A 22,443-nucleotide genomic window follows, 5' to 3' on the forward strand; every position below is an offset into this window, starting at 1 on the left:
GCGCTCATAGCGCTCGCGTGGCGATGATCCCCTTCTCGCGCCTCGGGAGAAAATCGACATGACCTATTCCAGCGACATCGCATTCACGCCCACTATCAAATCTATCCAGACGCGTGAGGGCTCGCGTCGCGCTTATGCGCGCATGGAGGAGGAACATTCGTGGCGAACGAGCCTGACGCCGGATATAGTGGCGTTCATCGCGCAGCAGACGAGCGTCTTTCTCGCGACGGCGAATAGGGAGATGCAGCCCTATATACAGCACCGCGGCGGCCCCGCCGGATTTCTGAAGACGCTCGACGAGACGACCATCGGCTTCGCTGATTTCTCGGGAAATCGTCAATATGTGACGATCGGCAATCTCGCCGACAATCCGAAAGCCTATCTGTTCCTCATCGACTATTCGCGCCGTCGTCGCGTGAAGATCTGGGGAACGGCGCGTGTCGTGGAGGACGACGCCGAGCTGATCGCGCGGCTCGCGCCGGCGGATTATGCCGCGCGTGTCGAACGCGCGATCCTTTTTTCCGTCCTCGCCTTGGACGTGAACTGTCCCAGCCATATTCCGCAACGCTTCGAGGCGTCCGATGTCGCCGCTGCGCTCGCTGACCGAGACGCGCGCATTGCCGCGCTCGAGGCGCAAGTGCAGGAGCTGCGCGCGAACGCGGGCCACGGCGTCGTCATAGCGATTTGATCTCGCCGCCATCCATCCGCAGCGTCACGCCCGTCATCCAACGCGCAACCGGCGACACGGCGAAGGCGATCAGCTCGGCGATGTCCTCTGGCGTTCCGTAGCGCGCGATCCTGGTCTCCGCAGCGAAGGCGTCGATCGCAGCGTCGAGCGATAGGCCTTTCGCCTCGCCGTAGCGCGCGAGCATGGCGCGACGGCGGTCGGTCATCACCGGACCGGGCAACACGGCGTTCACCTGCACGCCATCCCCGACGCCGCGCTCGGCGAAGGCTTTCGCGAGCGCCGAAATGGCGGCGTTGATCGTTCCGACTGCGGCGAGCGACGCCTTCGGCGTCAACGCCGAGGTCCCCGACATGAAAATCACCGAGCCGCCGGTTCGCGCGAGCGTTTCCCATGCGGCGAGCGTCAGACGACGCGCGGCGTGGAACTTCAGCGAGAAGCCGTCGGCCCATTCCTCATCGCTCATGGCGAACAAATCTGTTTGCGGAACTGCGCCTGCGATATTGATGAGCGCGTCTATTCGTCCGAAGCGATCACGCGTCGCCTCGATCACCTGCCGCGCCGTATCTGCGTTGCGCAGTTCACGCGTGAGCGTGAGGCTTCTGGCGCCGGCTGCGTTCACCGCGTCGGCCGCGCTCGCGAGGGAGACAGAGTCGCGTGCGACGAGAGCGACAGCGGCGAAATCTCTGGCGAGGCGGATGGCGGTTGCGCGGCCGATCCCGCGGCTCGCTCCTGTCACGATCGCGATACGTTCCTTGTTCGGCATGGCCAATTCCTTCGAATGAAAAAGAGAGTCGGGGCCGACCCGAGAGGCGGACGGATCGGCCCCATTCGCCGGAGGAGGGGCTATTTTCCGGCGAACATCGCTTTGATCTCGGAGGCGACGAGCGGGACATTCTCTTCCAGCGCGAAATGTCCGCCGTCGAGCCAGACGAGCTTGGCGTCCGGCAAGTCTTTTTTGAACGCCTCGGCGCCGGCCGGAATGAAGATCGGATCGTTCTTGCCCCAAACGATCAAGGTTTTCGGGCGATGCGTGCGGAAGGACGCGTGCCAGGCGTCATAGGAGGCGACATTGGTCTTGTAGTTCTCGAGCAGATCGATCTGATAGGCGGCGACGCCGGGCCGGTCGAGCAAGGCTTGATCGACCGTCCAATTGTCGGGATCGATCGCCTCGGGATTTCTCGCGCCATACACATATTGGAATTTGGTCATATCCGGCTGCAGCAAGCTTCGCGCGCCGGCTTCGCTCTTCTCGTCGCGCTTTTCCCACAGAGGCAGAAAGACCTGTCGCGGCGCCTCGCCCACCCCTTCGATATAGGCGTTGGCGTTCTGCACCACCAATCCGGCCACCTGATGAGGACGCGCGGCCTGTATGCGGAATCCCACCGGGCCGCCGTAGTCTTGCATGTAGAGCACATAGGAGCGCAGGCCGAGCTGATCGATCAGCCCGGTCACATGCGCGGTAAGCGTTTCGAACGTGTAGGGGAACTGATCCGCCGCGGGCGCGTCCGAATAGCCGAAGCCGACATAATCCGGCGCGACGACGTGAAACTTGTCGGCGAGCGCCGGGATCAGCTCGCGATACATGCGCGACGAGGTCGGAAAGCCGTGAAGCAGGACGATCGCCGGCGCTTTCGGATCGCCGGCCTCGCGAAAGAAGATCGAGCGTCCCATGACGTCGAGATGTCGATGTCGGACTTCTGGATGCTCGACGCGCGGTCGGCTGGACGGGAGGGGCATGGCGGTCGCGATAGTGGCCGCCGACACGGCCGCGAGTGTGAGGAGGGGATTGGAGGCGAGGAACATGGGATCTCCTGTAACCGATGTAAAGCACGTATACAGGTGACACTTGCTCCAACGCCTGTCAAGAGTCATTTTATCGGTTACAAACCGAGGCGGGCGAGGCGATGATGGTCGAGGCGAGCGAGTGGCGAGACGGCATGCCCTTCTTCGGAGGGGCGTTATGGATCGATTTTCTCAACACCACGCCGATGATGAATGGAGAGACGATCGACTTTCTCGCTAACGCCGACGGGCTGGCGAAATGGGCGCGCGCCGCTGCGATCGATTGCTCGCACAAGCCCTCGATAGCGGAGCTGAAGGCGGCATGGGAGACGCGCGAGGCGCTTCGGAAGCTCTTCGACAACATCTCGGCAGGAGAAGCGATCTCCGCGCGGCGCCTCGAGCCGGTCGATCGACTGCTCGGCTCGGTCGAGATCCACGAGCGATTGGTCCTGCGCGACGGCCGCGTCGCGCTGACGGAAGAGACGCGCATCGAGAAGGATGTGGTCGCGGCTGTCGTCGCGCGTGATTTTGCGAAATTCGTCTGCGAGGCGGAGCCGGATCGATTGAAGCGCTGCGCAAATCCCGACTGCTCGATGGTGTTCTACGATCGCGGGCGCAACAATATCCGCCGCTGGTGCACGATGGCGATCTGCGGCAATCGCGACAAAGTCGCACATTATCGCGCACGCAAAGCGCGAGCGAAATGAGCGGGGCTAATTTCCGTTTCTCCGGAGTGCGAATTGCGCGAGCTCGGCGAGCGATCCGCCTGTCGCGTCGGGCGTCACATCCAAATCCTTGAGCGGTAGTTTCATCCGATTGACCCAGAAGGTCTTGAGGCCCAACGATTTGGCGCCGCCGGCGTCCCAGCCTCCGAAGGAAAGGATGCAAAGTCGAGGGCTTCGTCACGCTGATAGCCGAATCGGGAAATTTTCTTTGTCTGATCGGAAATTGGGATAGAGACGCCTGAATGAGACGACGAGCGTTTTGTTCAGAACGGCCACGCGCGCGTCGAGGTCTAAATCGGCGCGGGGTCACGACGCCGATCGGCGTGGGGTCAAGCACATAAGCGATTGATTTTGTAACCACCAGATTCCTGAAGAGGGGTCAAGGATAGGATCCGATTTACAGCGAGAGCTCGAGTATCGGCTCATCAAGGAGCTGTGGGCGTTCCACGAGAATCGGATCGCCGTTCGTTTCGCCTATGAATGGCGCGACGACAGTGGGAATTGGTTTCGCTCCTACGGCAATGAATTGGGAATTCGACGAGCAGGGCCTCATGCGCCTGCGCATCGGCAGCATCAACGATGTTCCGATCTCCGTCGCCGATCGGAAGTTCCATTGGCCGCTCGGGAGACGGCCGGACGATCATCCGGGCTTGAGCGATCTCGAGCTGTGACGGCGAGCGGGCTGGATCGAGCGGACTCGATTCGACGTCGCAACGATCGCCAGCGGACGACAGCGAGCCTTCAGGCTCGCTTCTGTCGCGTTGTCTTTTATTCGGCGAATCTTGCGTTAGGGGCAGCTGAGTTGCCGCTAATTTGCGAGCGAAATCGTTGATAACAGCGCTCGCTTTTAACACGAAGTGATCGTCAACGCGTTGAAACTACGCGAAAATCTTTGGTTCGCCGGGGAACAACTTTTTGCGCCAGGAATTTTTGCTTTAAATGCAATTGGCCACCGATTCCATGGCGCCTTTAAGAGAGTCTTCCTCACTTCGTGTTGCGCCCTTGATCGACCCGGGGAGCGACCATAGCTTAGCCGTATGGAAAGGAAATCGATTTGGTCCCTCGGGCAGGGCCTAAACATTTTGGACGCCAGGCGGCTAGGCGGCGAGTGGCGGATTTCGGCGGCAGCCGTCGGGTCTGCTGTCTGTCCGGATTGTGGAAGGCGATCAACACGCCGTCACGGCTGGCATGAGCGCTTTCTGCAAGATCTGCCGGCGCAAGGCGCCCCAGTTGTTGTGACGCTTCGCCTCCAGCGCTGGCAGTGTCGAAACGAAGCCTGCGAACGTAAGACGTTCACTGCGCCACTGCCCGAGGTCGCGGCGCCTCGAGCGCGCCGCACCGAGCGGGCCGCCGAAATCATTTATCTTCTTGGCCATGGCGTCGGCGGGCGTCCGGGAGAGCGCTTGATCAAGCGAATGGGCATGCCGACGATCGACGACACGATACTGCGCTGTCTCAAACGACGGGTAAGGGGGCGGCGCTCGGAGGAGACGACACGCGTCGTGGGCATCGATGATTGGGCTTGGCGCAAGGGGTCCACATACGGGACCATCGTGGTGAACCTGGAGCGGCGGGAAGTGCTCGATCTATTTCCAGAACGCGCCGCGGGCATGACTGCGGACTGGCTCGAGCGGCATCCCGGCGTCGAGATCATCAGCCGCGATCGCTGCGGGTCGTTCGCCCAAGGGGCGGAGGAAGGCGCGCCGCAGGCGCGGCAAATCGCCGACCGTTTTCACATCCTGCAGAATCTGCGCGAGGCCATCCAGGCTCAACTCGGCCGCGCGGTCGGAATTTCGGTTCGTCCTTTGCTGCCGGCCGACGGTGAAGATGTCGCCAGCGTGAGAGACAAGCACGGCGGCGCCGAGCACCGCCGCCTCACCAGAGTGGCGAACGAGCGATCGAGGCAAGCGGTTTTCGATCGGGTCCGCGCTCTACACGAGGAAGGTAGAAATGTGATGGACATCGCTCGGCGAACGGGGTTTGATCGCCGCACGGTCATGAAATGGATCCGAGCCGATGCGCTTCCCGAAAGGAGCGCTGCCGCGCCAAAGACAACGTCACCGAGACATTTCGAAGATTATCTATCACGCCGCTGGTCAGAAGGTTGCGTGCGCGGCCGTCGCCTTTTCCAAGAAATCAAAGCGCGCCGTTATACAGGGAGTTTTTCAAGCCTCGAGCGACTTTTGGCGAAATGGCGCAATCCGAAATGCAAGACGGTGAAGAGCACATCGGCTCTTCCGAGCCCGCGACCTGTCGATCCCGCGACCGGACGTTCGATCTCGCCGATTGTTGCCGCGGCGCTCTGCATCAAGCCGCGCGGGCTGTTGACCGGCAATCAGGCTGCGAAAGTCGATGCAATGAAGAAGGACTGGCCAGAGTTCGCGACAATGCGTCGACTCGCCATGCGATTTCGTGGCATGCTTAAAAGCAAGAACGTCGGTAAGCTCGGCGCCTGGCTGAGAGACGCCGGGAAATCGGGCTTGTACGCGATGCAACGTTTCGCTCGCACAGCGCAGAGAGACATCGATGCGGTGAGAAATGCGATCACCGAGCCGTGGAGCAACGGCCAGACGGAAGGACAAATCAATCGCCTGAAAGCGCTCAAACGAACGATGTATGGTCGAGCGGGGCCAGAACTCCTTCGTGCGCGCTTGCTTCCTGTGTAACGGCCATCGCAACAGGAAGTGAGGAAGACCCAATTAAGCGTGCTCGAAGGGTCGGTTTTCTCAATTCAGACGTATGTTCTCAAATTTCCCCCAGTCAGCTACCCATTGAATCTCATGGGAATGATTTCTCGTATTCAGATGTATCCCGACACTCGTCGACGACGTCGGTGAGAAAATCGTCGAGATTGCAACCGGGCCCGACCAGCCGGGCGAGCGTCTCGCGCGGCACGGGATCGCGGGCGGCGAAAATAGCCGCTTCGACGCGGCCCATCCATTCACGCCGGCGCATCGGTTCGGGCAAATCGGAGAGTTCCGCGTCGAAGGACGCATCGGGTCCGGCTTTCCGGGATCGGCGCATCGCCGGTCCTCTACAACCCGTAGAGGCGAAAATTGGGGCGGCCGGACAATTCACGCACGGCGCCGAGGTCGACGAGGCGATCGAATAGGCGGCGCGCGGCACGGTCGGAGAGGCGTGCCGTGCGCGCCGCTCCGGCGAGCAGCGCGGCGCATCGCGTTGTATGCAAAGTCGCCGGTCCTTCGCCCAAGGAAATATCCTAATCGGACATGCGCGCAGATACGCCGCAGGCCGCCCGACCTGACGCGATGATATCCAAAATGAGGGGTGTGAAGCCTTCGAATGCGCCAATCGCCGAACACGCGACCGCCACTGCGAGCGCCTGACGAGCACGTACATGAGGCGGAGGGTCCGATTTTATCTCTTTGCGTTTCAACGCGCCGCGCAGAGCGTTCTCGAATGCATCGGACAGCCGGTCGAAGTGCGCCTTGATCTCGACTGCCACTTCGGGCTCGGCGGCGACCTTGTCCGTGGCGGTCCTTATGACGAGGCAGCCAGACCAACCGGGTTGCCGGGCCGCGCTTTCGAACCTGGCCCAGAACTCGGCCAATGCCGCCACACCCGCGCCGGCGCTCTCGAGGTCGCGCAGAAAGTGGTCGCCGACCATCTGCCGGTAGCTCTTCAGCGCAGCGACAAGGAGCGCCTGCTTGTCCGGCCAGAGCGCGTAGAGTCCTTTGCGGCTCGCGCCAATCTCACCCACCAGCGTATCGAACGACACGGAATCGTATCCCCGTTGCCAGAACAGTGTCATCGCGGTTTGCACCGCAACCTCAGGATCGAACCCTCTCGGCCTCCCCACTATCCCTCTCGATCGCGCACTCGCTCCGTTGACAGAGAATACGCATTCTCTTATGACTGGCCCAATAAGAGAATATTACGTCTCTTTCGAGCGGTCCGCAACCAGGAGACCAAGAATGACCACCCTCAGGGTCGAACTCGACATCGCCGCTGACGCTGGCGTCGTTTGGGCGCTGCTCAAGGATTTTCAACACATCGCCGCCTTTAATCCGAACCTGTCCCGCTCAATCCACATCGACGGCACGCCGCGCGAAGGTGTTGGCGCGGAACGCCGCTGCGAACTCAAGGATGGGCGAAACTGGATCGACGAACGCGTCGTCGATTGGCGCACAGGCGAAAGCTACACCGTCGAAATCTACGCCGGCACGATGCCTATCCGGGAGGTGCGGACGACGCTTGCAGTGTCCCCGAATAGGGCGGGGTCCCGAGCCATCATGCAAATCACTTACACGCCCAAATTCGGACCCGTGGGCCACTTGCTCGACCTATTGTTGCTGCGCGGAAAAATGAAGGAGCTGATGGAGAGCGTGCTCGAGGGGCTGCGGCAGAAGTCCGTCGAGAGCTTGTTGGCCAACAACTGACGCAGCCGAGAGATCGAAAGGCAAGATTGTGCTCAGATCAACCGGCCTTTGGGGAGCAGCTCATCCGGCGCTCGAAATTCGACCTCGCCAAAGAGTCAGAGAGCCCGTGCTCTCCGTCGAAGGTGAAGGGCTTCGACAGGTTGCGTGTCGAAGACGTGCAGACAAGCCTTCACGGATGACGATCCGAGACGATCGACAGGACAATAACAGGGGAGAGATCACAATGACGACGATTTATAAGATCAAGGAGCTCGGCCTCCTGACCATCGAAACCGCGACCGGCAAGGCGCGCGACTTGCTGGATGCCGCCAAGCGGCAACTCGGCTTTGTTCCCAACATGTATGGCGCCATGGCGAACGAGCCGGCCCTGCTCGAGGCCTATTCCACGACCTACGCCGCCTTTCGACGCGACGCCGGCTTCACGTCGATCGAGCAGGAGCTGATATTCCTCGTCATCAGCCGCGCGAACGGCTGTCACTATTGCATGGCGGCGCACAGCTTCGTCGCGGATAAAATGTCAAAGGTTCTGACCGAAGTCACGGACGCCATTCGCGACGGTCGCGCGATCCCGGATTCGCGGCTGCAGGCGCTTGCGATATTCACGCATGTCATGGTCGAGACGCGTGGTCGGCCGAGCGAGAGCGCCGTGCAGGAGTTTCTCGCCGCCGGTTACAGCGAGAAGAACATTCTCGGCGTCATTCTCGCGATCGGCGTGAAGACCTGGTCGAATTATGCCAATCATCTCTTCCACACGCCTGTCGACGACGTCTTCGCGTCTCGGGTGTGGAAGGAAGCCGCCTGATTTCGCAAAGGCGAAAGGCGCCCGGTCGCAATGAGCGGCCGGGCGCCGCTTCTCAACAGCACGCGTCTGCGCCCCGGCTCTGATCAGCGGAGCCCGTGAAGGGAATATTCGTGCCGCAGCCGGGAAAAATGCCGAAATGCGTCGAGAAGTCGCCGAGGAAATCGAAATAGGGAGCGAAGCGGCTCTCCTTCAGCATGCGCCAGCTATTGCCGCAGACGGGGAAGAGCCGGCCCTTCTCGATCACATGATGGCTGTCGAGCGTGAAGCGGTGCGGCGCTTCAGGAACGCCGCCTCTGTAGATCACCGCTTGGCCGTAGTCCTCGCATGCAGGCTCGAGGCCTTCGATCTTGAACAGGCGATAGGTCGCCGAATAGAAGCGCGCCGCGCCGATCTTTTCCTCGATCTCCGAATCGGTGATCTCCAGCGGCCGGCTGGCTGCGAGGCGTGGATCGCCGAAGCCGGCGGCTTTGGCGAGCGCCAGAAAATCGCCCCAATAGAGCGCGCCGCCGAGGCACTCTCCATAAACGACGGGATCGTCGCGCAACGCCGGATCGAGGCGCCTGTCGGCGTAGACATCGGCGAAGTGAAACTCCCCGCCCGGCTTCAAGAGATCGAACGCGCCTTTAAGAACCGCCGGCTTGTCGATGGAGAGATTGACGACGCAATTGGAGACGATGACGTCGAAGCTCGCCCGCTCGAGGCCGAGCGCGTCGAGCCGCTCGATATAGCCATGCAGAAAGCGCACATTATTGCGCGCATAGCCGAATCTTTCCCTGTGCCACTCGATATGCGCCGTCGCGGTTTCGAGCTGCTCCGGCGTCATGTCGACGCCGACGACCTCGCCCGACGGACCGACGAGCTGCGACATGAGATAGACATCGCGCCCGGAGCCGCAGCCGAGATCGAGAACCCGCCGGCCTTTCAGCTCCTCGGGAGCGACCAGTCCGCATCCGTAATATTTCGTTAGAACCTCATCGTGGATATTCGACAGCAGCGCCTTCACCCGCGCGGGCATGCTGTCGGGCGTGCAGCAGGCCATGGTCTTGAGATCGTCGGAGCTGCGCAGCGTCTTTCCGTAATAGTCCTTGACGGCTTCAATGTTCATGAATTTCGCCCTTTCGGATCGGCTTTTCCCGCCGGCACCTTGCAAAAGCCTTGTGAGGGAACGTCTAGCGCCGCATTGAATTTCGAGGAGAGATTTTGAAAGGCGACGAGGCCGGTCAATTCGACGATCGCATCGTCGCTCCAATGCTCTTTCAATCTGGCGCGCAGCTCGTCGCTGACGCCCGGCTCGGTCAATGTCATCGCCTCGGCATATTCCAGCGCGAGCCGCTCGTCCGGAGCGAATAGCGGGCTATCGCGCCAGTTCGCGAGCGCGTCGATCTTGTCCATAGCGACGCCGCGTTTCGCCAATGTCGCGGAGTTGATGTCGACGCAAAAGGCGCAATGATTGATCTGCGAGACGCGCACGGTCAGCAATGAGCGCAGCGCCGGCGACAAAGGCGAGGAACGTCGGTTCAAGGCGCCGTATAACAGCGCCGCGGCCGCGAAGACCAGAGGCGAGCGCCCCCAAAGCAGGCCCGGATCGAGAACTCGTCCATAGGTCAGCTTCTGCTTCCAGAAGAAGAGACGAATGAACCAGGGATATCGGGAAATCGGCTTGGCTTCGACGATTGGCACGAGGAGTCTCCGTTCGAAAGGGAGGGTGCAGCATGCGCTCGACCGCGTTGGTCATCGCGATCTTTCGCGCAGGCGTCGCACGACCACTGGTAGCAGCGACAGAGCGCCTAGTCCGAGCAACGCGGCGATCAATGTGGGGCTGAACACGTCTTGCAACCGCACGTCTGCGCCGGCGTCGAATATCTCGCCGAGACTTGCTCCGAACGCCGCAAAGACCAGTGTGCCGGGCACGACGCCGATCGCGGTGGCCGTGACGAAGGGCTTCATGCGCATTCCCAGCAGCGCGGGCCCCAGATTGACGGCCCAGAACGGAAATGCGGGAACGAGGCGAAGGAACAGCAGATAGTTGAAAGCGTCCTTGCGAAAGCCGTCGGCCATGCGCGCGAGAAAAGGTCCGGCGCGCTCGCGCAGGACGTCGCCCGCGACCGAGCGGGCTATGAGGAACAGCAGGGTCGCGCCCAGAGTCGCGCCGACGACGGTCAATGTCGCTCCGAGCGGTACGCCGAACAGGAACCCTCCCGCGAGCGTCATGATCGCTGATCCGGGCAGCGAGAGCGCGACGACTCCGACATAAGCGAGCACATAGGCCGACGCCGCGGCGACGGTGCGTGACTGGACGAAGTCCGACAGCGCGGCGCGATTGTCGCGCAAGGCGTCGAGCGTGAGATATTGGTCCACGCGGAAATAGAAAGCCGCCGCGATCAGCGCCGCGAGCGCGAACAGAGGGGCCAGTCGCTTCAGGCTCATCCGAAAGCTCCGAGAAAGCGGACGAGCGCGCGCATCCGCGCCGAAAACAGCGCAGGGCTGAAATAGCCGCCGGCGGCGCGCTTGGAGATTTCGCTCAGCGTTGGATAGGGGACGATGAGATTGGCCAGCGCGCCGATCTTCAGCCCTTGCGAGATCGCCAGGGTCCAGGGCGTTATCAACTCGCCGGCATTGTGGCCGACGATGGTCGCGCCCAGCACATGCCCGCCCTTCGTCACCACGACCTCGAGGAATCCACGCGTCTCGCTCTCGGCGCAAGCGCGGTCATTGTCGGCGAAATCGACTCGCAGGATGCGAATGTCGCCGCCTCTCTCCCGCGCCTGCGCTTTGGTGAGTCCGACTTGCGCGAGCTCCGGATCGGTATAGGTCACCCATGGAAAGGCCTTCGGTCGGCTTTTCGCCGGCAGCCGGAACAGCGCGTTGCGGATGATGATGCCGGCGTGATAGCTGGCGAGATGGGTGAATTGGAGCCCGCCCGCCACATCGCCGGCGGCGAAGATTCGCTTGTTGCTCGTGCGCAGCCGGGCGTCGGTCTCGACGCCTTTTTGCGAATAGCGCACGCCCGCGCCGTCGAGCCCGAGATCTTCGACATTTGGCTTTCGGCCGGCGGCGACGAGCAGATGCGAGCCTTCGATCTCGCTTTCGTCGGCGCCGTTTCGCAGCACGATGGCGACGCCTTCGGCGCGCGTCTCGACGCGGAGAATGTCCACGTTCTCGTGCAGATCGATTCCGTCCTCTACGAGCGCGTCGCGAATGACGGCGGCGGCGTCTGGATCGTTCTTCGGAAGCAGAGGGCCGAGGTCGAAGATGCTCACTTGCGCCCCGAGCCGGCGATGCGCCTGCGCCAACTCGCAACCGATCGGCCCCGCGCCGATCACCAGCAGACGTCGCGGCAGAACCTTATTGTCGAAGATCGTCTCATTGGTGAAATAAGGCGCGCTGTCGAGCCCGGGAATTGGCGGCACGGCGGCGCGGCTGCCGGTGGCGATCACGAAGCGCCGCGCGCGAATGATCTTTCCTGCGGACTCTACGGTTCGCGGATCGACGAAGCGCGCGCGCCCTTCGATCACAACGCATCCGAGGCTCGTGAAGCGCTCGATCGAATCATGCGGGGCGATGGCGTCGATGACGCCGTGGACATAGGCGTTGACCGCGTCGAAATCGACGTGCGACTCGTCGGCTCGCACGCCGAATCGGCGCGCTCGCGCCACGGCTTTCGCGGCCTTCGCCGCCGCCAGCAGCGATTTCGACGGCACGCAGCCGGTGTTGAGGCAGTCGCCGCCCATCTTCTGCGCCTCGATCAAGACGGTGCGCGCTCCGAGCTGCGCCGCGCCCGCCGCGACCGACAGACCGGCGGAGCCGGCTCCGATGACGCAAATATCGGCCTGAATGTCTTCGCTCATCGCGCCGCTCCCGTCGCGCTGCATGTCGCGCCGCCGAGAACGCAGAAGCGCGAGCAATGGACGTGATTGAGGCTCACGGGGCGCATCGCCTCCGTGAGGGTCGAGCCCATCTCGAACGCCTGCGCATAGGGCAATAGCGTACAGGAGACGACGATCGGCGTCTCGACGCCCTTGCGCTTCAACACCATGCGCGAGCGCGCGCACATCATCTGCTCCGGCGACTTTCCAAGCACGGTCCAGCAGCTTTCGCTGATCTCGGGTGGATCGTCGTTCGCGGCCAGCTCGGGGAACAGCACGAGCCGCGCTGGATCATCGGCGTCGATGGCGACGCCGAGCGCGTCGAACAGATCGCGAAATCCCGCGCGCGTCTCGGCTTCGCCATCGCTCGACGCCATCCGCGCCGCGACGGCGAGGTCGAAACGATTGGCGGCGAGCCAGAGCAATCCTTCGATGGCGGGCGCCCAGCTGTTCGGCCCGCGAATGGTCTCGTGATCCTCCGCCCGAAAATGGTCGAGCGACACGCGGCACGCCAGCCGACCCGGAAAGCGCATGTTCAGCTCGCGCAGAGCGGGCGCGACGCGCTGCATCGGCCGCATCGCATTGGTCAGCACGAGAACGCGATGGCCTGCGGCGAGACTGTCCTCCACCATCCCGAGAAGATCGGGATTCATGAAGGGCTCGCCCCCGGTGAATCCGATCTCGAGCGGCCCTTCCGCAATTATCGCCGCCTCCTCCAGAAAGGCCTGAGCGTCCTCACGCGTAAAATAGGCCAGGCTGTCGTTCTTGGGAGAGGATTCGATGTAGCAATCGCGGCAGCCGAGATTGCACAGCGTGCCCGTGTTGAACCACAGCGTCTCGAGGCGCACGAATGGCGCATGCGCGCGCCTCTCGCCGCGGGCGGTGACGAACGGATCGCTGAATTTCGCCGGGCCCGAAGGCGCCCGAGAGGGATCGGCCCAGCCGGCCGCCATCTCGGAAGCATCGAATTGCATCCGCTCGCTCCTCTCTGCGTCTACCGCCTATTTCGTTCCCGACGGGTGAAATGTTTCACATATGCGTTTCAGACAGCCGTCCACAGCCAATTCCAAACAATGCTTCGGGCAGCGGTAACCTTTTTCGCTCTCGCAGCGAAATTCGGCCGTAGAGGAAGGGCTGCGAGCAGATGAACTTATCCATCGTCATTCCGACACTCGACGCCGCCGCGACTCTGCCGCGAACGCTCACCGCGCTCGGCGCGGAGGACGATATCATTGTCGTCGACGGCGGCTCCGAGGACGCCAGTGTCGCGATCGCCCGCGCGTCCGGCGCGAGGCTGGAGGCCGCGCCTATGGGACGCGGTGTGCAGCTGCAAGCCGGAGCCGAGGCGGCGCGCGGACACTGGCTATTGTTTCTGCACGCCGATACGGTCCTGGAGCCGGGGTGGCGGAAGGCCGTCGAAATCTTCTGCGCCGATCCCGCCAACCGGCGGCGGGCGGCTGTGTTCCGTTTCGCGCTCGACGATGAGTCCGCGCAGGCGAGACGTTTGGAGCGCCTGGTCGCATGGCGTGTGCGGTGGTTGGGCCTGCCCTATGGCGACCAGGGGTTGCTGATCAGCCGCGCCTTTTATGATGGTCTCGGAGGGTTTCGCTCGCTGACTCTGATGGAGGACGTGGACATGGTGCGGAGGGTCGGCGGCAAGCGGCTGACAGTTCTCCCCAAAACGGCCCTCACCTCGGCGGCGCGATGGCGCCGCGACGGCTGGACGCGGCGCAGCCTGCGCAACCTCGCCTGCCTGGCGCTCTATTTCCTCGGCGTTCCGCCGCATGTCATTCGGCGCGTCTACGGCTGACGATGACGCTCGCGCGCCATCTCGTCATTTTCACGCGCTGGCCCCGATATGGCGCCGGCAAGCGCCGGCTCGCGGCCGAGATCGGAGCAATCGAGGCGCTGCGATTTCAGCGGACGGCGCTGTCCTTGATGCTCCGCCGCCTCGGCGCTGATCCGCGTTGGACCACATGGCTCGCGGTCACGCCGGATCGCTCGGGGCCGTGGCCGGCCGGGTTCGGCATTCTCCCGCAAGGCCAGGGAAACCTCGGCCAGCGCATGGCGCGCGTCGCGCGACGGCCGCCGCCCGGTCCCGTGCTGATCATCGGCAGCGACATTCCGGGTATAACGAGGGAGATGGTGGCGCGCGGCTTCCGCGCTCTCGGCGACCACACGGCCGTCTTCGGCCCCGCGACCGATGGCGGCTATTGGGCGGTCGGCCTGCGTCGTCGCTCGCGCTTCCTGGCGCCGTTCGACGCGGTGAGATGGTCGACCGAGCACGCGCTCGCCGACAGCCTCGCCAATCTGACTGGATCATCGGTCGCGCTGCTCGACATGCTCGAGGATGTGGACGATGCGCGATCCTTCATCCGTCTGCGCCAGCGAGGCTTGCTCGACACGCATTTCGCGCGGCGCTGACGGATGGAGACTGTCGCCCCGCCGCCTCATCGGGCGAGCGTCAGAAATCCACAAAGGTCCAATCGCAGTCGCGCGCCGCGAGGTCGATCAGAGATCTCACTTTCGCCGACAGAAGCCGCGCGCTGGGATAGACGAAATGGATCGGCAGCGGCGCCGGCTCATAATCGGCGAGCACGACCGCGAGCCTGCCGGCGCGGACCAGCTCGATGATCTGATAGCCGGCGGCGATGGTCAGCCCGCCATTGTTCTCGGCATGCCAGATCGCCGCCTCGGCGCTGTTCGTCACATAGGCGGGCGCCGCATCGACGTCGAAGCGTTCGCCGTCCGACCAGAAGCGCCAGCGGCCGGCCGGCGTCAGGGACGTGCAGGAAATCAACCGATGCTGCTCGAGATCGGCTGGCGTCATCGGCGCGCGTCTCGTCTCGAGATAGGCCGGAGAGCCGACGACGACCCGCCGCGTCGCGCCCATCCTGCGCGCGACCAGCGCGGAGTCGGACAAATGGCCGATGCGCAGAGCGAGATCGAATCCTTCTTCCACGAGATCGACGAAGCGATCGGAGAGCGACAGCTCGACGGTGAGCTGCGGATGCGCGTTCATATAGCGGCCGATCAACGGCCCTATGTGCATGCGACCGAACATCAGCGGCGCGGACAGGCTCAGCCGTCCTCTCGGCGCGCTCTGCTCATTCTCGGCGACGCGCTCGGCCTCCTCGAGATCGGCGACGATCCGCCGGGCGCGCTCGAGAAAGCGCGCGCCTGCATCCGTGAGGCCGACGGAGCGGGTCGTTCGTTGCAGAAGCCGCACGCCGAGCCTTTCCTCGAGCGCGGCGACGAGTCGTGTCACCAGGGACGCCGAGACGCCGAGGCTTCGCGCCGCCGGCGCGAAGCCCTTGTGGTCGACGACCGCGATGAAGGCAGTGATCGTGTCGAAGCGGTCCATCAGATTGCTGCGCCTACCGCAACGATGTCGTGCCAAGAAAGGCGATTATCGTTTCGTCCGTCATCTATCATCTTCCGGGTGACAGGCAAAACGCCTCGCTCACATGCGCCGATCGGAGGAGGAAATCATGTCGAGACCGCCACTGCCGCCTTTCACCGCCGAAACCGCCGCCCAAAAAGTGCGCCTCGCCGAGGACGCCTGGAACAGCCGCGATCCGGAACGCGTCGCGCAGGCCTATTCGATCGACAGCCGCTGGCGCAATCGCGCCGAATTCATTGTCGGCCGCGAACGGATCGAAGCCTTTCTCGAGCGCAAATGGTCGCGAGAGCTGGAGTATCGGCTCATCAAGGAGCTGTGGGCGTTCCGCGAGAATCGGATCGCCGTCCGCTTCGCTTATGAATGGCGTGACGACAGCGGGAGCTGGCTTCGCTCCTACGGCAATGAAAATTGGGAGTTCGACGAGCAGGGCCTCATGCGCCTGCGCATCGCCAGCATCAACGATGTTCCGATCTCCGCCGCCGATCGGAAGTTCCATTGGCCGCTCGGCAGGCGTCCGGATGATCATCCGAGCTTGAGCGATCTCGGCCTCTGACGGCGAGCGGACTCCGACTCGGTCTGATTTCACATCGACGCCGGTGGACAAGAGCGAGCCTTAGAGGCTCGCTTCCAAAACATTCGGAAATTATCGGCAAACGCAAGGAGAAACCCATGAGCAAGACCGCCATCATCATCTATTCCGATCCGAAGCCCGGCTCCGAGGAAGCGCTCGGCCGCCTCTTCAACGGCCTGTTCCTCGCTTACGAGCTCAAGGAAAAAGGCAAAGACGTCGCCGTCGTCTTCCAGGGCGCCGGCACGCGCTGGCCTGCGCAGCTCGTCAAGGCCGACCACGCGGCGCATGCTCTCTACGAAGCGGTGAAGGATGTCGTCGCGGGCGTGTGCGGCGGCTGCGCGGATGTCTTCGGCGCCACAGAGGACGCCCGCAAGACCGGACTGAAGCTCGATTACGAAAAGGCGATTCCCGGAACGCCGGGCGTGCTCGATCTGTCGAGCTATCTCGACCAGGGCTACAGCCTCGTCACATTCTGATCTCCGTTCTGCGCCCGGCCGCTTTCGCGGCTGGGCGCCCGCTCCCTCGACTCCGCCAAGGGATCGATCATGGACAATCAACGCCCCAACAGCGACATCGCCTTCACCGAGACGGTGAAGCAGCTCCAGCGCCGCAATGGCTCGCGCGACGCCTACGCCAAAATGGAGGCGCGCGGCTGGCAGGACCGCATCACCCCTCAGCTGGCCGCCTTCATCGCCCAGCAGAACAGCTTCTACCTCGCGACCGTGAACGCCGAGGGCCAACCCTATATCCAGCACCGCGGCGGGCCGCGCGGCTTCCTCAGGCCGATCGACGAGCATAGCTTGGCGATGGCCGATTTCAGAGGCAACCGTCAGTTCATCTCGCAAGGCAATCTGCTCGAGAGCCGCAAGGCGTTCATTTTTCTGATGGACTATGCGAACCGGCGCCGGATCAAGATTTGGGGCGAGGCCTCCATGGTGGAAGGAGATGACGCCTTGCTCCGATCAGTGACGCCCGATGACTACGCCGCGGCGCCCGAGCGCGTGCTTTTGTTCAGGGTGTCGGCCTGGGACGCCAACTGCCCTCAGCACATTCCGCGCAAGATCGACGCCGACGAGGTCGACGATATGCTGGCGAAGCGGGATCGGCGAATCGCCGAGCTCGAAGCGATGATAGAACAGCTGCGGCGCTGAACTCGATTCTAACTTGCGCCGAAAGTGAAATAGAGCTCGCGATTTGTAGTTCGTGCATGATGCTCCCGTACAGGGATGATCTAGCCCGGTCGAGAGTTCGATCGACTGCGCGGAATTGTTGACGGGCGCTCCGGTCAGTCTATCACCACGACGCGAGCCGTCCGGCGAACAGACGTAGTCTCTGTTTGGGTCGCTTGAGAGCTTCTATTCTTGGACCCGAGTCGACCAGGATGACAAACCTGTTACAGTTCATTGATTCTATCATCCGGATGCAAGGGCCAACATGACCGTATTCGAGATAACCGCGGCCATCCTGACGCTGACAGCGGTCGGCGGATACCTGAACCAGAAATATCTCCAGTTCCCGGCGACGATCGGAATGATGGCCTTCTCGTTCTTGATATCTCTAATCGCTCTCCTGCTCGACAAAATGGGCTGGATGGATCTGTCTGTCGCCAGCGCCTTTGTCGGACAAATTGACTTCTCAGAAGTCCTCCTGCACGGGATGCTTTCGTTCCTGCTTTTTGCAGGGGCCTTGCATATTAATTTCGATGACCTGAACAATGTTAAATGGCCGGTAGCGGTGCTCGCGACGTTTGGCGTCGTGGCGTCGACATTCATCACAGGGACCCTGGTCTGGTGGGGAGCCGACCTAGTTGGTTTGAGACTCCATTACCTATACGCGTTGCTTTTTGGCGCATTGATCTCTCCGACCGATCCGATCGCCGTACTCTCCATTCTCAGGGAGGCCGGGATCTCGAAAAGACTCTATGTCAAGATCGGAGCCGAAAGCCTCTTCAATGACGGCATCGGCGTCGTCGTGTTCCTCACCATTCTCGGTCTTGCGACTGGAGCACAGGAGTTGGAGTTCTCGACGGTCGCGTTGCTTCTCGTCCGAGAGGCGTTCGGCGGGGCAGTCCTGGGTCTTCTCCTCGGATGGATAACCTATCGACTGTTACGCTCGATCGACTCTTATAAGGTTGAAGTGCTTCTGACGCTTGCCTTGGCCACGGGAGGCTATGTCATCGCCGACCTGCTTCATGTCTCGGGGCCGATCTACATCGTGACTGCAGGACTCGTCGTCGGCAACCACGGGCGGAACTTCGGCATGTCCGAGCTTACTCGAACTCGGCTCGACGACTTTTGGGAACTGTTGGACGAAATCCTCAACGGCGTCCTATTCATACTGATTGGACTGGAGGTCATCGTCATCACGATCACAAAACAGCACATCCTGCTGGGCGGCATGGCGATAGCGGCGGTTCTGAGCGGGAGGATCGTCAGTGTGGGTGCCCCGATTAGCTTCGTGTCCCCGAGGCAGTTTTTGGACTGGAGAATGATCGGACTGCTCACATGGGGTGGGTTGCGTGGAGGCTTGTCTATCGCGATGGCGTTGGCGTTGCCAGCCGGCCCAGAGAAATCCATTATCCTGCCGATCACCTATATCGTCGTTCTGTTCTCCATCCTTGTTCAAGGGCTGACCTTCCAATCCTCCCTAAAATTCTTGGTCAAGTGACGATGGTAACACGTCTCTCGTCAATGCGCTCCGACGACGGCTGTCGACAAAAGCGGAGGAAGTTTCAAATGCCTCGTTCACGCGGCATGCACCAGAGTCCGCAGGGAGGAACAGGTCACCTTTCGAAAATTGGCCGCCCCTTGAACTCGATCATCGTGCTGTTCCGCCGTCCCTAGCCCTACACAGCCAATCATAACCCCGGCCCGCGCCGCGCAAAATTTGCGACAGAACCGACAACTGCACCTATCCCGACGAACAAGCAAGCTGTCCCCAGATGCCAAATCAGAACCATCGCGGTGGCGTCCAATACATGAAATAGCGACATAGCGATCGCGGTAACCGCACCAACAGCGAGACTGCCAGTGCAGATGACTTCCAACGGTCTGAGCAGAGCCACGCAGCGGAGCATGAGCAGAGATGCGAGCGATAGCGGCAGGCTCGTCAAAACGAGGGTTGCAAAGCAGCGAGACGTTTCTCCCAAGGTGACGCCGCCTGGTTGCACGCTGATCCAGTTGGTGAGGCACTGATACCCGATGCCCGACATCCAGAGCGCAAGCGACGGAACGGGCAAGTAAATCCAATGCCGTGACCGATCGGGTAGGCTCAACATGAAGGCAGCCAGGATCGCTGACACCCCTGTCACAAGAGCGCTGATGAGATTCATGAGGAAGTTTGCTTGACGCAAACAGATCCCGAGTTCCGTCCGAAAGCCCTCGACAACAGCGAGCAGCGCGACGATAACTGCGGCCAGTAGTAGCCAACCAAATGCTCGAACGATGGGTGGCCGCAATCGCTGGACAGGTTTCAGATTGGCGGCTAGCAGCTCAATGAGCTCCGGCGTGGACGTCATATGCCTTCCCTCGTCCCCGAAAGCTTCTTCCTGAGGCTGTCGAGGGCGCGATGGGTCGCAACCTTCATCGCGGTCACCGACATACCCGTGATCGACGCCGCTTCCTTCAAGGACATCTCCTTCAACTTGAGGAGCAGGATGGCTTCTCGTTGACGCATCGGCAAGCTGTCGACTGCCTCGTGGAGCGCACGGCGTTCAGAGCGCTGTTCTATGAGGTTCGCTTCTTCCGCGGGAAAAGTTTCGTGTTCGGCAGTCAGTGGTTCTTCGCGCGCCTTCAAACGCCCGCGTCGCCGAAGTCGGTCGATGATGCGACGATTGGCGATAGAGAAGAGCCACGGTCCGAATGGTCTCGTCGGATCGTAGGTTTCCCGCATCAGATGGACCGTCAGCAGAATATCCTGCACGGCATCCTCGATCTCGCTCGTGTCTCTATTGCGACGGGCGGCGAGGCTGTGAACCGCGCCGGGATCGCCGGAGGCCATTTGGTTTGAGTCACGCCGCGATGGCGGGCTCCTCGAGTTGCGCATAATAGCGCGCTTCGGCTTCGGCCGGCGGAATGTTTCCGATCGGCTCGAGCAGTCTTCGATTGTTGAACCAGTCGACCCATTCGAGCGTGGCGAACTCGACCGCTTCGAAGTTTCGCCACGGCCCGCGTCGCCAGATCAGCTCGGCCTTGTAGAGCCCGTTGATCGTCTCGGCGAGCGCGTTGTCGTAGCTGTCGCCGACGCTGCCGACCGATGGTTCGACGCCGGCCTCGGCGAGGCGCTCGGTGTATTTTATAGAGACGTATTGAACGCCGCGGTCGCTATGATGGACGAGGCCGCCGCCATGAACCGGCCGACGATCATGCAGCGCCTGCTCGAGCGCGTCGAGCACGAAGCCCGCATGCGCCGTGCGCGAGGCGCGCCAGCCGACGATCCGCCGAGCGAAGGCGTCGATCACGAAAGCCACATAGACGAAGCCTTGCCAAGTCGAGACATAAGTGAAGTCGGACAGCCACAGCGCATTCGGCCGCGCCGCCCGAAATTGCCGGTTCACCTTGTCGAGCGGGCATGGAGCCTTGCGGTCGCTCACCGTCGTTTTGACCGGCCGGCCGCGCACGATCCCTTGCAACCCCATGTTCCGCATCAGCCGCGCCACCGTGCAGCGCGCGACCTTTTCGCCCTCCCGGTCCAACTGCTTCCACACCTTGCGTACGCCATAGACCTGGAAGTTCTCGTCGTAGACGCGCCGTATCTCTTTGCGAAGGACCGCGTCTCGGCGCGCTCTGGCCGAGGCCTTCGCAGGGTCACGCCGGCGCGCCGCATGCGCCCAATAGGTGGAAGGGGCGATCGGCAACAGCTTGCAGATCGGCTCGACCCCGTGCTTGTCCCGGTGATCGTCGATGAAGGCGATCATTGTTTCGAGCGGCGGTCGAGCTCCGCCGCCGCAAAATAAGCCGACGCCTTGCGCAGGATATCATTGGCCTGCCGCAACTCGCGGTTCTCGCGCTCCAGCGCCTTGATCCGCTCGCGCTCATCCGTCGTCGCGCCAGGGCGGGCGCCCGAGTCGCGCTCCGCCTGGCGGACCCAGTTCCGCAACGTCTCGCCCGTGCAGCCGATCTTCGCCGCGATCGAGGCGATCGCCGCCCATTGCGAGGCATGATCGCCCCGGTGCTCCAGCACCATCCGAACCGCCCGTTCCCGAACCTCAGGTGAAAATCTGTTCGATGTCTTCTTCTTCGTATCCATGGCTCCATCCTCTCAAGGCTTGGAGCCTCCGGCAATCCCGGCGCGGTTCACTGCGCAGGTGAGGAGCAATTTCCCGAAGCAGGCGTCGATAGGCGGCTCCGTCTCCCGCTTGAGCATGCGCCATTAGAATCGACCAATCGAGATCGCGATGCGAACCACTGTCGCTTCCGTTATCAGTCGCGTCGCGAGAAGCGGCGGTTTCCCTGACCAGCGTCAAGGGCGTCGCGCGCTTGGACAGCCCCGAGGTCATTTCCGTGTGTCCTCTCGCATCTCGGGCGGTAGTCTGCCTCCCGAACCTTGATCGCATACACCAGATTTCAGTAAGCGCCGTTTCCGTCCCATTACCGCGGGAATGGAAGAGCAGCTTGCAATTCGTTGCGACAAGGCATTGCACGCCTTTGGCGCAAAGCTTTGCCAGCGATTAGGTCAGCGTGCTGGCGAGCGATCAGGCGGCTGGCGTCGGCGACGAGGATTTGAAGGCCCAGGGCATCAGCTCGTCGATGCGCGACTGCGGATGGCCGTCGGCGATCGCCTCGAGCGTCGCCTTCATCCAGGCATAGGGATCGACGCTGTTCAGCTTGCATGTCGCAATCAGCGAAGCGAGACGTGACCATGTACGTCCACCTTCATCGTGCCCCGCGAATAACGCATTCTTGCGCGTGAGAGTCATCACCCGTTCATTCTGCCCATGTCGGGCAGGAGTTGGAAGTCCATTACCGGTGGCATCCGTATTTTGGCAGCAAGGTTGCTGTACGTCGGGTGGAGCAGCGAGCAACTGGGCAATTTCTCAAAGTGCTGGGGCCTGCCGGCGTTGTGGTCTCGATGGCAGGCTGGATGCTTGATCCCGCCATCTGCGCCGGAATGACGCTTGGCGGCCCGCGTGTCGATGTGGCCGCCCTCGTCGAGTTGGAGCGAGTGTTGATAGGTGCGATCAATCCCGCACAGTGCCGGAGCGATAT

At 62.2% G+C, this 22,443-nt stretch carries 25 protein-coding genes, 3 pseudogenes and 1 other annotated feature; of the genes and pseudogenes, 12 read left to right on the forward strand and 16 right to left on the reverse strand.

Annotated elements, in window-relative coordinates; translation table 11 throughout:
- Positions 1-58 precede the first annotated feature (58 nt).
- The gene (locus IY145_RS00975; RefSeq protein WP_196406534.1) at positions 59-688 is read left to right on the forward strand and encodes a pyridoxamine 5'-phosphate oxidase family protein; all 630 of its coding nucleotides are present in this window, start codon (positions 59-61) and stop codon (positions 686-688) included.
- Here IY145_RS00975 and IY145_RS00980 read toward each other — a convergent pair.
- Both IY145_RS00980 and IY145_RS00985 read right to left on the reverse strand, forming a co-directional pair.
- The gene (locus IY145_RS00980) at positions 675-1,451 is read right to left on the reverse strand and encodes an SDR family oxidoreductase (protein WP_196406535.1); all 777 of its coding nucleotides are present in this window, start codon (positions 1,449-1,451) and stop codon (positions 675-677) included. The genes IY145_RS00975 and IY145_RS00980 overlap by 14 nt on opposite strands.
- 80 nt (positions 1,452-1,531) lie before the next feature.
- A complete protein-coding gene (locus tag IY145_RS00985; RefSeq protein ID WP_246721654.1) occupies positions 1,532-2,359 on the reverse strand; it encodes an alpha/beta fold hydrolase in 828 nt (275 codons plus the stop codon).
- Positions 2,360-2,595: 236 nt separating this feature from the next.
- Between IY145_RS00985 and IY145_RS00990 the strand changes: the two genes are divergently transcribed.
- The 3 genes and pseudogenes from IY145_RS00990 (at position 2,596) to IY145_RS01000 (ending at position 5,861) form a co-directional block, all read left to right on the forward strand.
- A complete protein-coding gene (locus IY145_RS00990) occupies positions 2,596-3,177 on the forward strand; it encodes a CGNR zinc finger domain-containing protein (protein WP_246721655.1) in 582 nt (193 codons plus the stop codon).
- Positions 3,178-3,598: 421 nt separating this feature from the next.
- Positions 3,599-3,866 (forward strand): annotated as a pseudogene (locus IY145_RS00995) (DUF1348 family protein); the annotation flags it as partial.
- Positions 3,867-4,232: 366 nt separating this feature from the next.
- Entirely contained in the window at positions 4,233-5,861 is a 1,629-nt protein-coding gene (locus IY145_RS01000; protein ID WP_246721656.1) for an ISL3 family transposase, read from the forward strand.
- A gap of 112 nt (positions 5,862-5,973) precedes the next feature.
- Here the strand turns inward: IY145_RS01000 and IY145_RS01005 are convergent, their stop codons facing one another.
- The 3 genes and pseudogenes from IY145_RS01005 to IY145_RS01015 form a co-directional block, all read right to left on the reverse strand.
- Positions 5,974-6,132 (reverse strand): hypothetical protein, encoded by a 159-nt coding sequence (locus IY145_RS01005; protein WP_196406538.1) that lies wholly within the window; start codon positions 6,130-6,132, stop codon positions 5,974-5,976.
- 97 nt (positions 6,133-6,229) lie between these two features.
- Positions 6,230-6,337: pseudogene (locus tag IY145_RS01010) on the reverse strand (DUF1403 family protein); the annotation flags it as partial.
- A gap of 78 nt (positions 6,338-6,415) precedes the next feature.
- Complete coding sequence (locus tag IY145_RS01015) at positions 6,416-6,967, reverse strand: TetR/AcrR family transcriptional regulator (protein ID WP_196406539.1); 552 nt, start codon at positions 6,965-6,967, stop codon at positions 6,416-6,418.
- A 163-nt stretch (positions 6,968-7,130) separates the two neighbouring features.
- On the opposite strand from IY145_RS01015, the gene IY145_RS01020 reads away from it, so the two are divergent.
- Positions 7,131-7,595, forward strand: a complete 465-nt coding sequence (locus IY145_RS01020; RefSeq protein ID WP_196406540.1) for an SRPBCC family protein — start codon at positions 7,131-7,133, stop codon at positions 7,593-7,595.
- 223 nt (positions 7,596-7,818) lie between these two features.
- Positions 7,819-8,397, forward strand: coding sequence for a carboxymuconolactone decarboxylase family protein (locus IY145_RS01025; RefSeq protein ID WP_196406541.1), 579 nt, complete (start codon positions 7,819-7,821; stop codon positions 8,395-8,397).
- 52 nt (positions 8,398-8,449) lie between these two features.
- On the opposite strand, the gene IY145_RS01030 is transcribed toward IY145_RS01025, so the two are convergent.
- The 5 genes from IY145_RS01030 to IY145_RS01050 are packed head-to-tail and all read right to left on the reverse strand — an operon-like array spanning position 8,450 to position 13,237.
- A complete protein-coding gene (locus tag IY145_RS01030) occupies positions 8,450-9,502 on the reverse strand; it encodes a methyltransferase domain-containing protein (RefSeq protein ID WP_196406542.1) in 1,053 nt (350 codons plus the stop codon).
- Positions 9,499-10,077, reverse strand: a complete 579-nt coding sequence (locus tag IY145_RS01035; protein WP_196406543.1) for a carboxymuconolactone decarboxylase family protein — start codon at positions 10,075-10,077, stop codon at positions 9,499-9,501. Before IY145_RS01035 ends, IY145_RS01030 begins: the two co-directional genes overlap by 4 nt.
- A 51-nt stretch (positions 10,078-10,128) precedes the next feature.
- Positions 10,129-10,824: a TVP38/TMEM64 family protein gene (locus IY145_RS01040; protein WP_196406544.1), complete on the reverse strand. Its 696-nt coding sequence runs from the start codon at positions 10,822-10,824 to the stop codon at positions 10,129-10,131.
- A complete protein-coding gene (locus IY145_RS01045; protein ID WP_196406545.1) occupies positions 10,821-12,245 on the reverse strand; it encodes an NAD(P)/FAD-dependent oxidoreductase in 1,425 nt (474 codons plus the stop codon). The genes IY145_RS01040 and IY145_RS01045 overlap by 4 nt, the downstream gene beginning before the upstream one ends.
- A complete protein-coding gene (locus tag IY145_RS01050) occupies positions 12,242-13,237 on the reverse strand; it encodes a radical SAM protein (RefSeq protein ID WP_210332578.1) in 996 nt (331 codons plus the stop codon). The genes IY145_RS01045 and IY145_RS01050 overlap by 4 nt, the downstream gene beginning before the upstream one ends.
- A gap of 170 nt (positions 13,238-13,407) precedes the next feature.
- On the opposite strand from IY145_RS01050, the gene IY145_RS01055 reads away from it, so the two are divergent.
- Together IY145_RS01055 and IY145_RS01060 are read left to right on the forward strand one after the other, a co-directional pair.
- Positions 13,408-14,073 carry a TIGR04283 family arsenosugar biosynthesis glycosyltransferase gene (locus tag IY145_RS01055; protein ID WP_196406546.1) on the forward strand — a complete coding sequence of 222 codons (666 nt, stop codon included), beginning with the start codon at positions 13,408-13,410 and terminating at the stop codon, positions 14,071-14,073.
- Between the two features lie 2 nt (positions 14,074-14,075).
- Positions 14,076-14,687, forward strand: a complete 612-nt coding sequence (locus IY145_RS01060; protein ID WP_196406547.1) for a DUF2064 domain-containing protein — start codon at positions 14,076-14,078, stop codon at positions 14,685-14,687.
- A gap of 40 nt (positions 14,688-14,727) precedes the next feature.
- On the opposite strand, the gene IY145_RS01065 is transcribed toward IY145_RS01060, so the two are convergent.
- Complete coding sequence (locus IY145_RS01065; protein ID WP_196406548.1) at positions 14,728-15,627, reverse strand: LysR family transcriptional regulator; 900 nt, start codon at positions 15,625-15,627, stop codon at positions 14,728-14,730.
- A 127-nt stretch (positions 15,628-15,754) separates the two neighbouring features.
- Here IY145_RS01065 and IY145_RS01070 point away from each other — a divergent pair, with 127 nt between their 5' ends.
- From IY145_RS01070 to IY145_RS01085, 4 genes are all read left to right on the forward strand, one after another.
- The gene (locus IY145_RS01070) at positions 15,755-16,219 is read left to right on the forward strand and encodes a DUF1348 family protein (protein WP_196406549.1); all 465 of its coding nucleotides are present in this window, start codon (positions 15,755-15,757) and stop codon (positions 16,217-16,219) included.
- Between the two features lie 116 nt (positions 16,220-16,335).
- On the forward strand, positions 16,336-16,713 hold the full coding sequence (locus IY145_RS01075; RefSeq protein WP_196406550.1) for a DsrE family protein: 378 nt from the start codon (positions 16,336-16,338) through the stop codon (positions 16,711-16,713).
- A 69-nt stretch (positions 16,714-16,782) separates the two neighbouring features.
- Positions 16,783-17,388, forward strand: a complete 606-nt coding sequence (locus IY145_RS01080; RefSeq protein WP_196406551.1) for a pyridoxamine 5'-phosphate oxidase family protein — start codon at positions 16,783-16,785, stop codon at positions 17,386-17,388.
- 283 nt (positions 17,389-17,671) lie between these two features.
- On the forward strand, positions 17,672-18,904 hold the full coding sequence (locus IY145_RS01085) for a cation:proton antiporter (RefSeq protein ID WP_196406552.1): 1,233 nt from the start codon (positions 17,672-17,674) through the stop codon (positions 18,902-18,904).
- A gap of 190 nt (positions 18,905-19,094) precedes the next feature.
- On the opposite strand, the gene IY145_RS01090 is transcribed toward IY145_RS01085, so the two are convergent.
- The 5 genes and pseudogenes from IY145_RS01090 to IY145_RS01110 all read right to left on the reverse strand — a co-directional run.
- Positions 19,095-19,754, reverse strand: a complete 660-nt coding sequence (locus IY145_RS01090; protein ID WP_196406553.1) for an NrsF family protein — start codon at positions 19,752-19,754, stop codon at positions 19,095-19,097.
- The gene (locus tag IY145_RS01095; protein WP_246721657.1) at positions 19,751-20,236 is read right to left on the reverse strand and encodes an RNA polymerase sigma factor; all 486 of its coding nucleotides are present in this window, start codon (positions 20,234-20,236) and stop codon (positions 19,751-19,753) included. Before IY145_RS01095 ends, IY145_RS01090 begins: the two co-directional genes overlap by 4 nt.
- 10 nt (positions 20,237-20,246) lie before the next feature.
- A protein-coding gene (locus IY145_RS01100) for an IS3 family transposase (RefSeq protein WP_210332579.1) occupies positions 20,247-21,484 on the reverse strand; the annotation gives its coding sequence in 2 pieces (ribosomal slippage) (positions 20,247-21,187 and positions 21,187-21,484; 1,239 coding nt in all).
- Positions 21,078-21,194 (reverse strand) — a sequence feature (AL1L pseudoknot). Its footprint overlaps the gene before it by 117 nt.
- Positions 21,444-21,734, reverse strand: coding sequence for a hypothetical protein (locus IY145_RS25460; RefSeq protein WP_312030528.1), 291 nt, complete (start codon positions 21,732-21,734; stop codon positions 21,444-21,446). Before IY145_RS25460 ends, IY145_RS01100 begins: the two co-directional genes overlap by 41 nt.
- A 195-nt stretch (positions 21,735-21,929) precedes the next feature.
- Positions 21,930-22,160: pseudogene (locus IY145_RS01110) on the reverse strand (transposase domain-containing protein); the annotation flags it as partial.
- Between the last annotated feature and the right edge of the window lie 283 nt (positions 22,161-22,443).

It is taken from the genome of Methylosinus sp. H3A (assembly GCF_015709455.1).
GTDB lineage: Bacteria > Pseudomonadota > Alphaproteobacteria > Rhizobiales > Beijerinckiaceae > Methylosinus.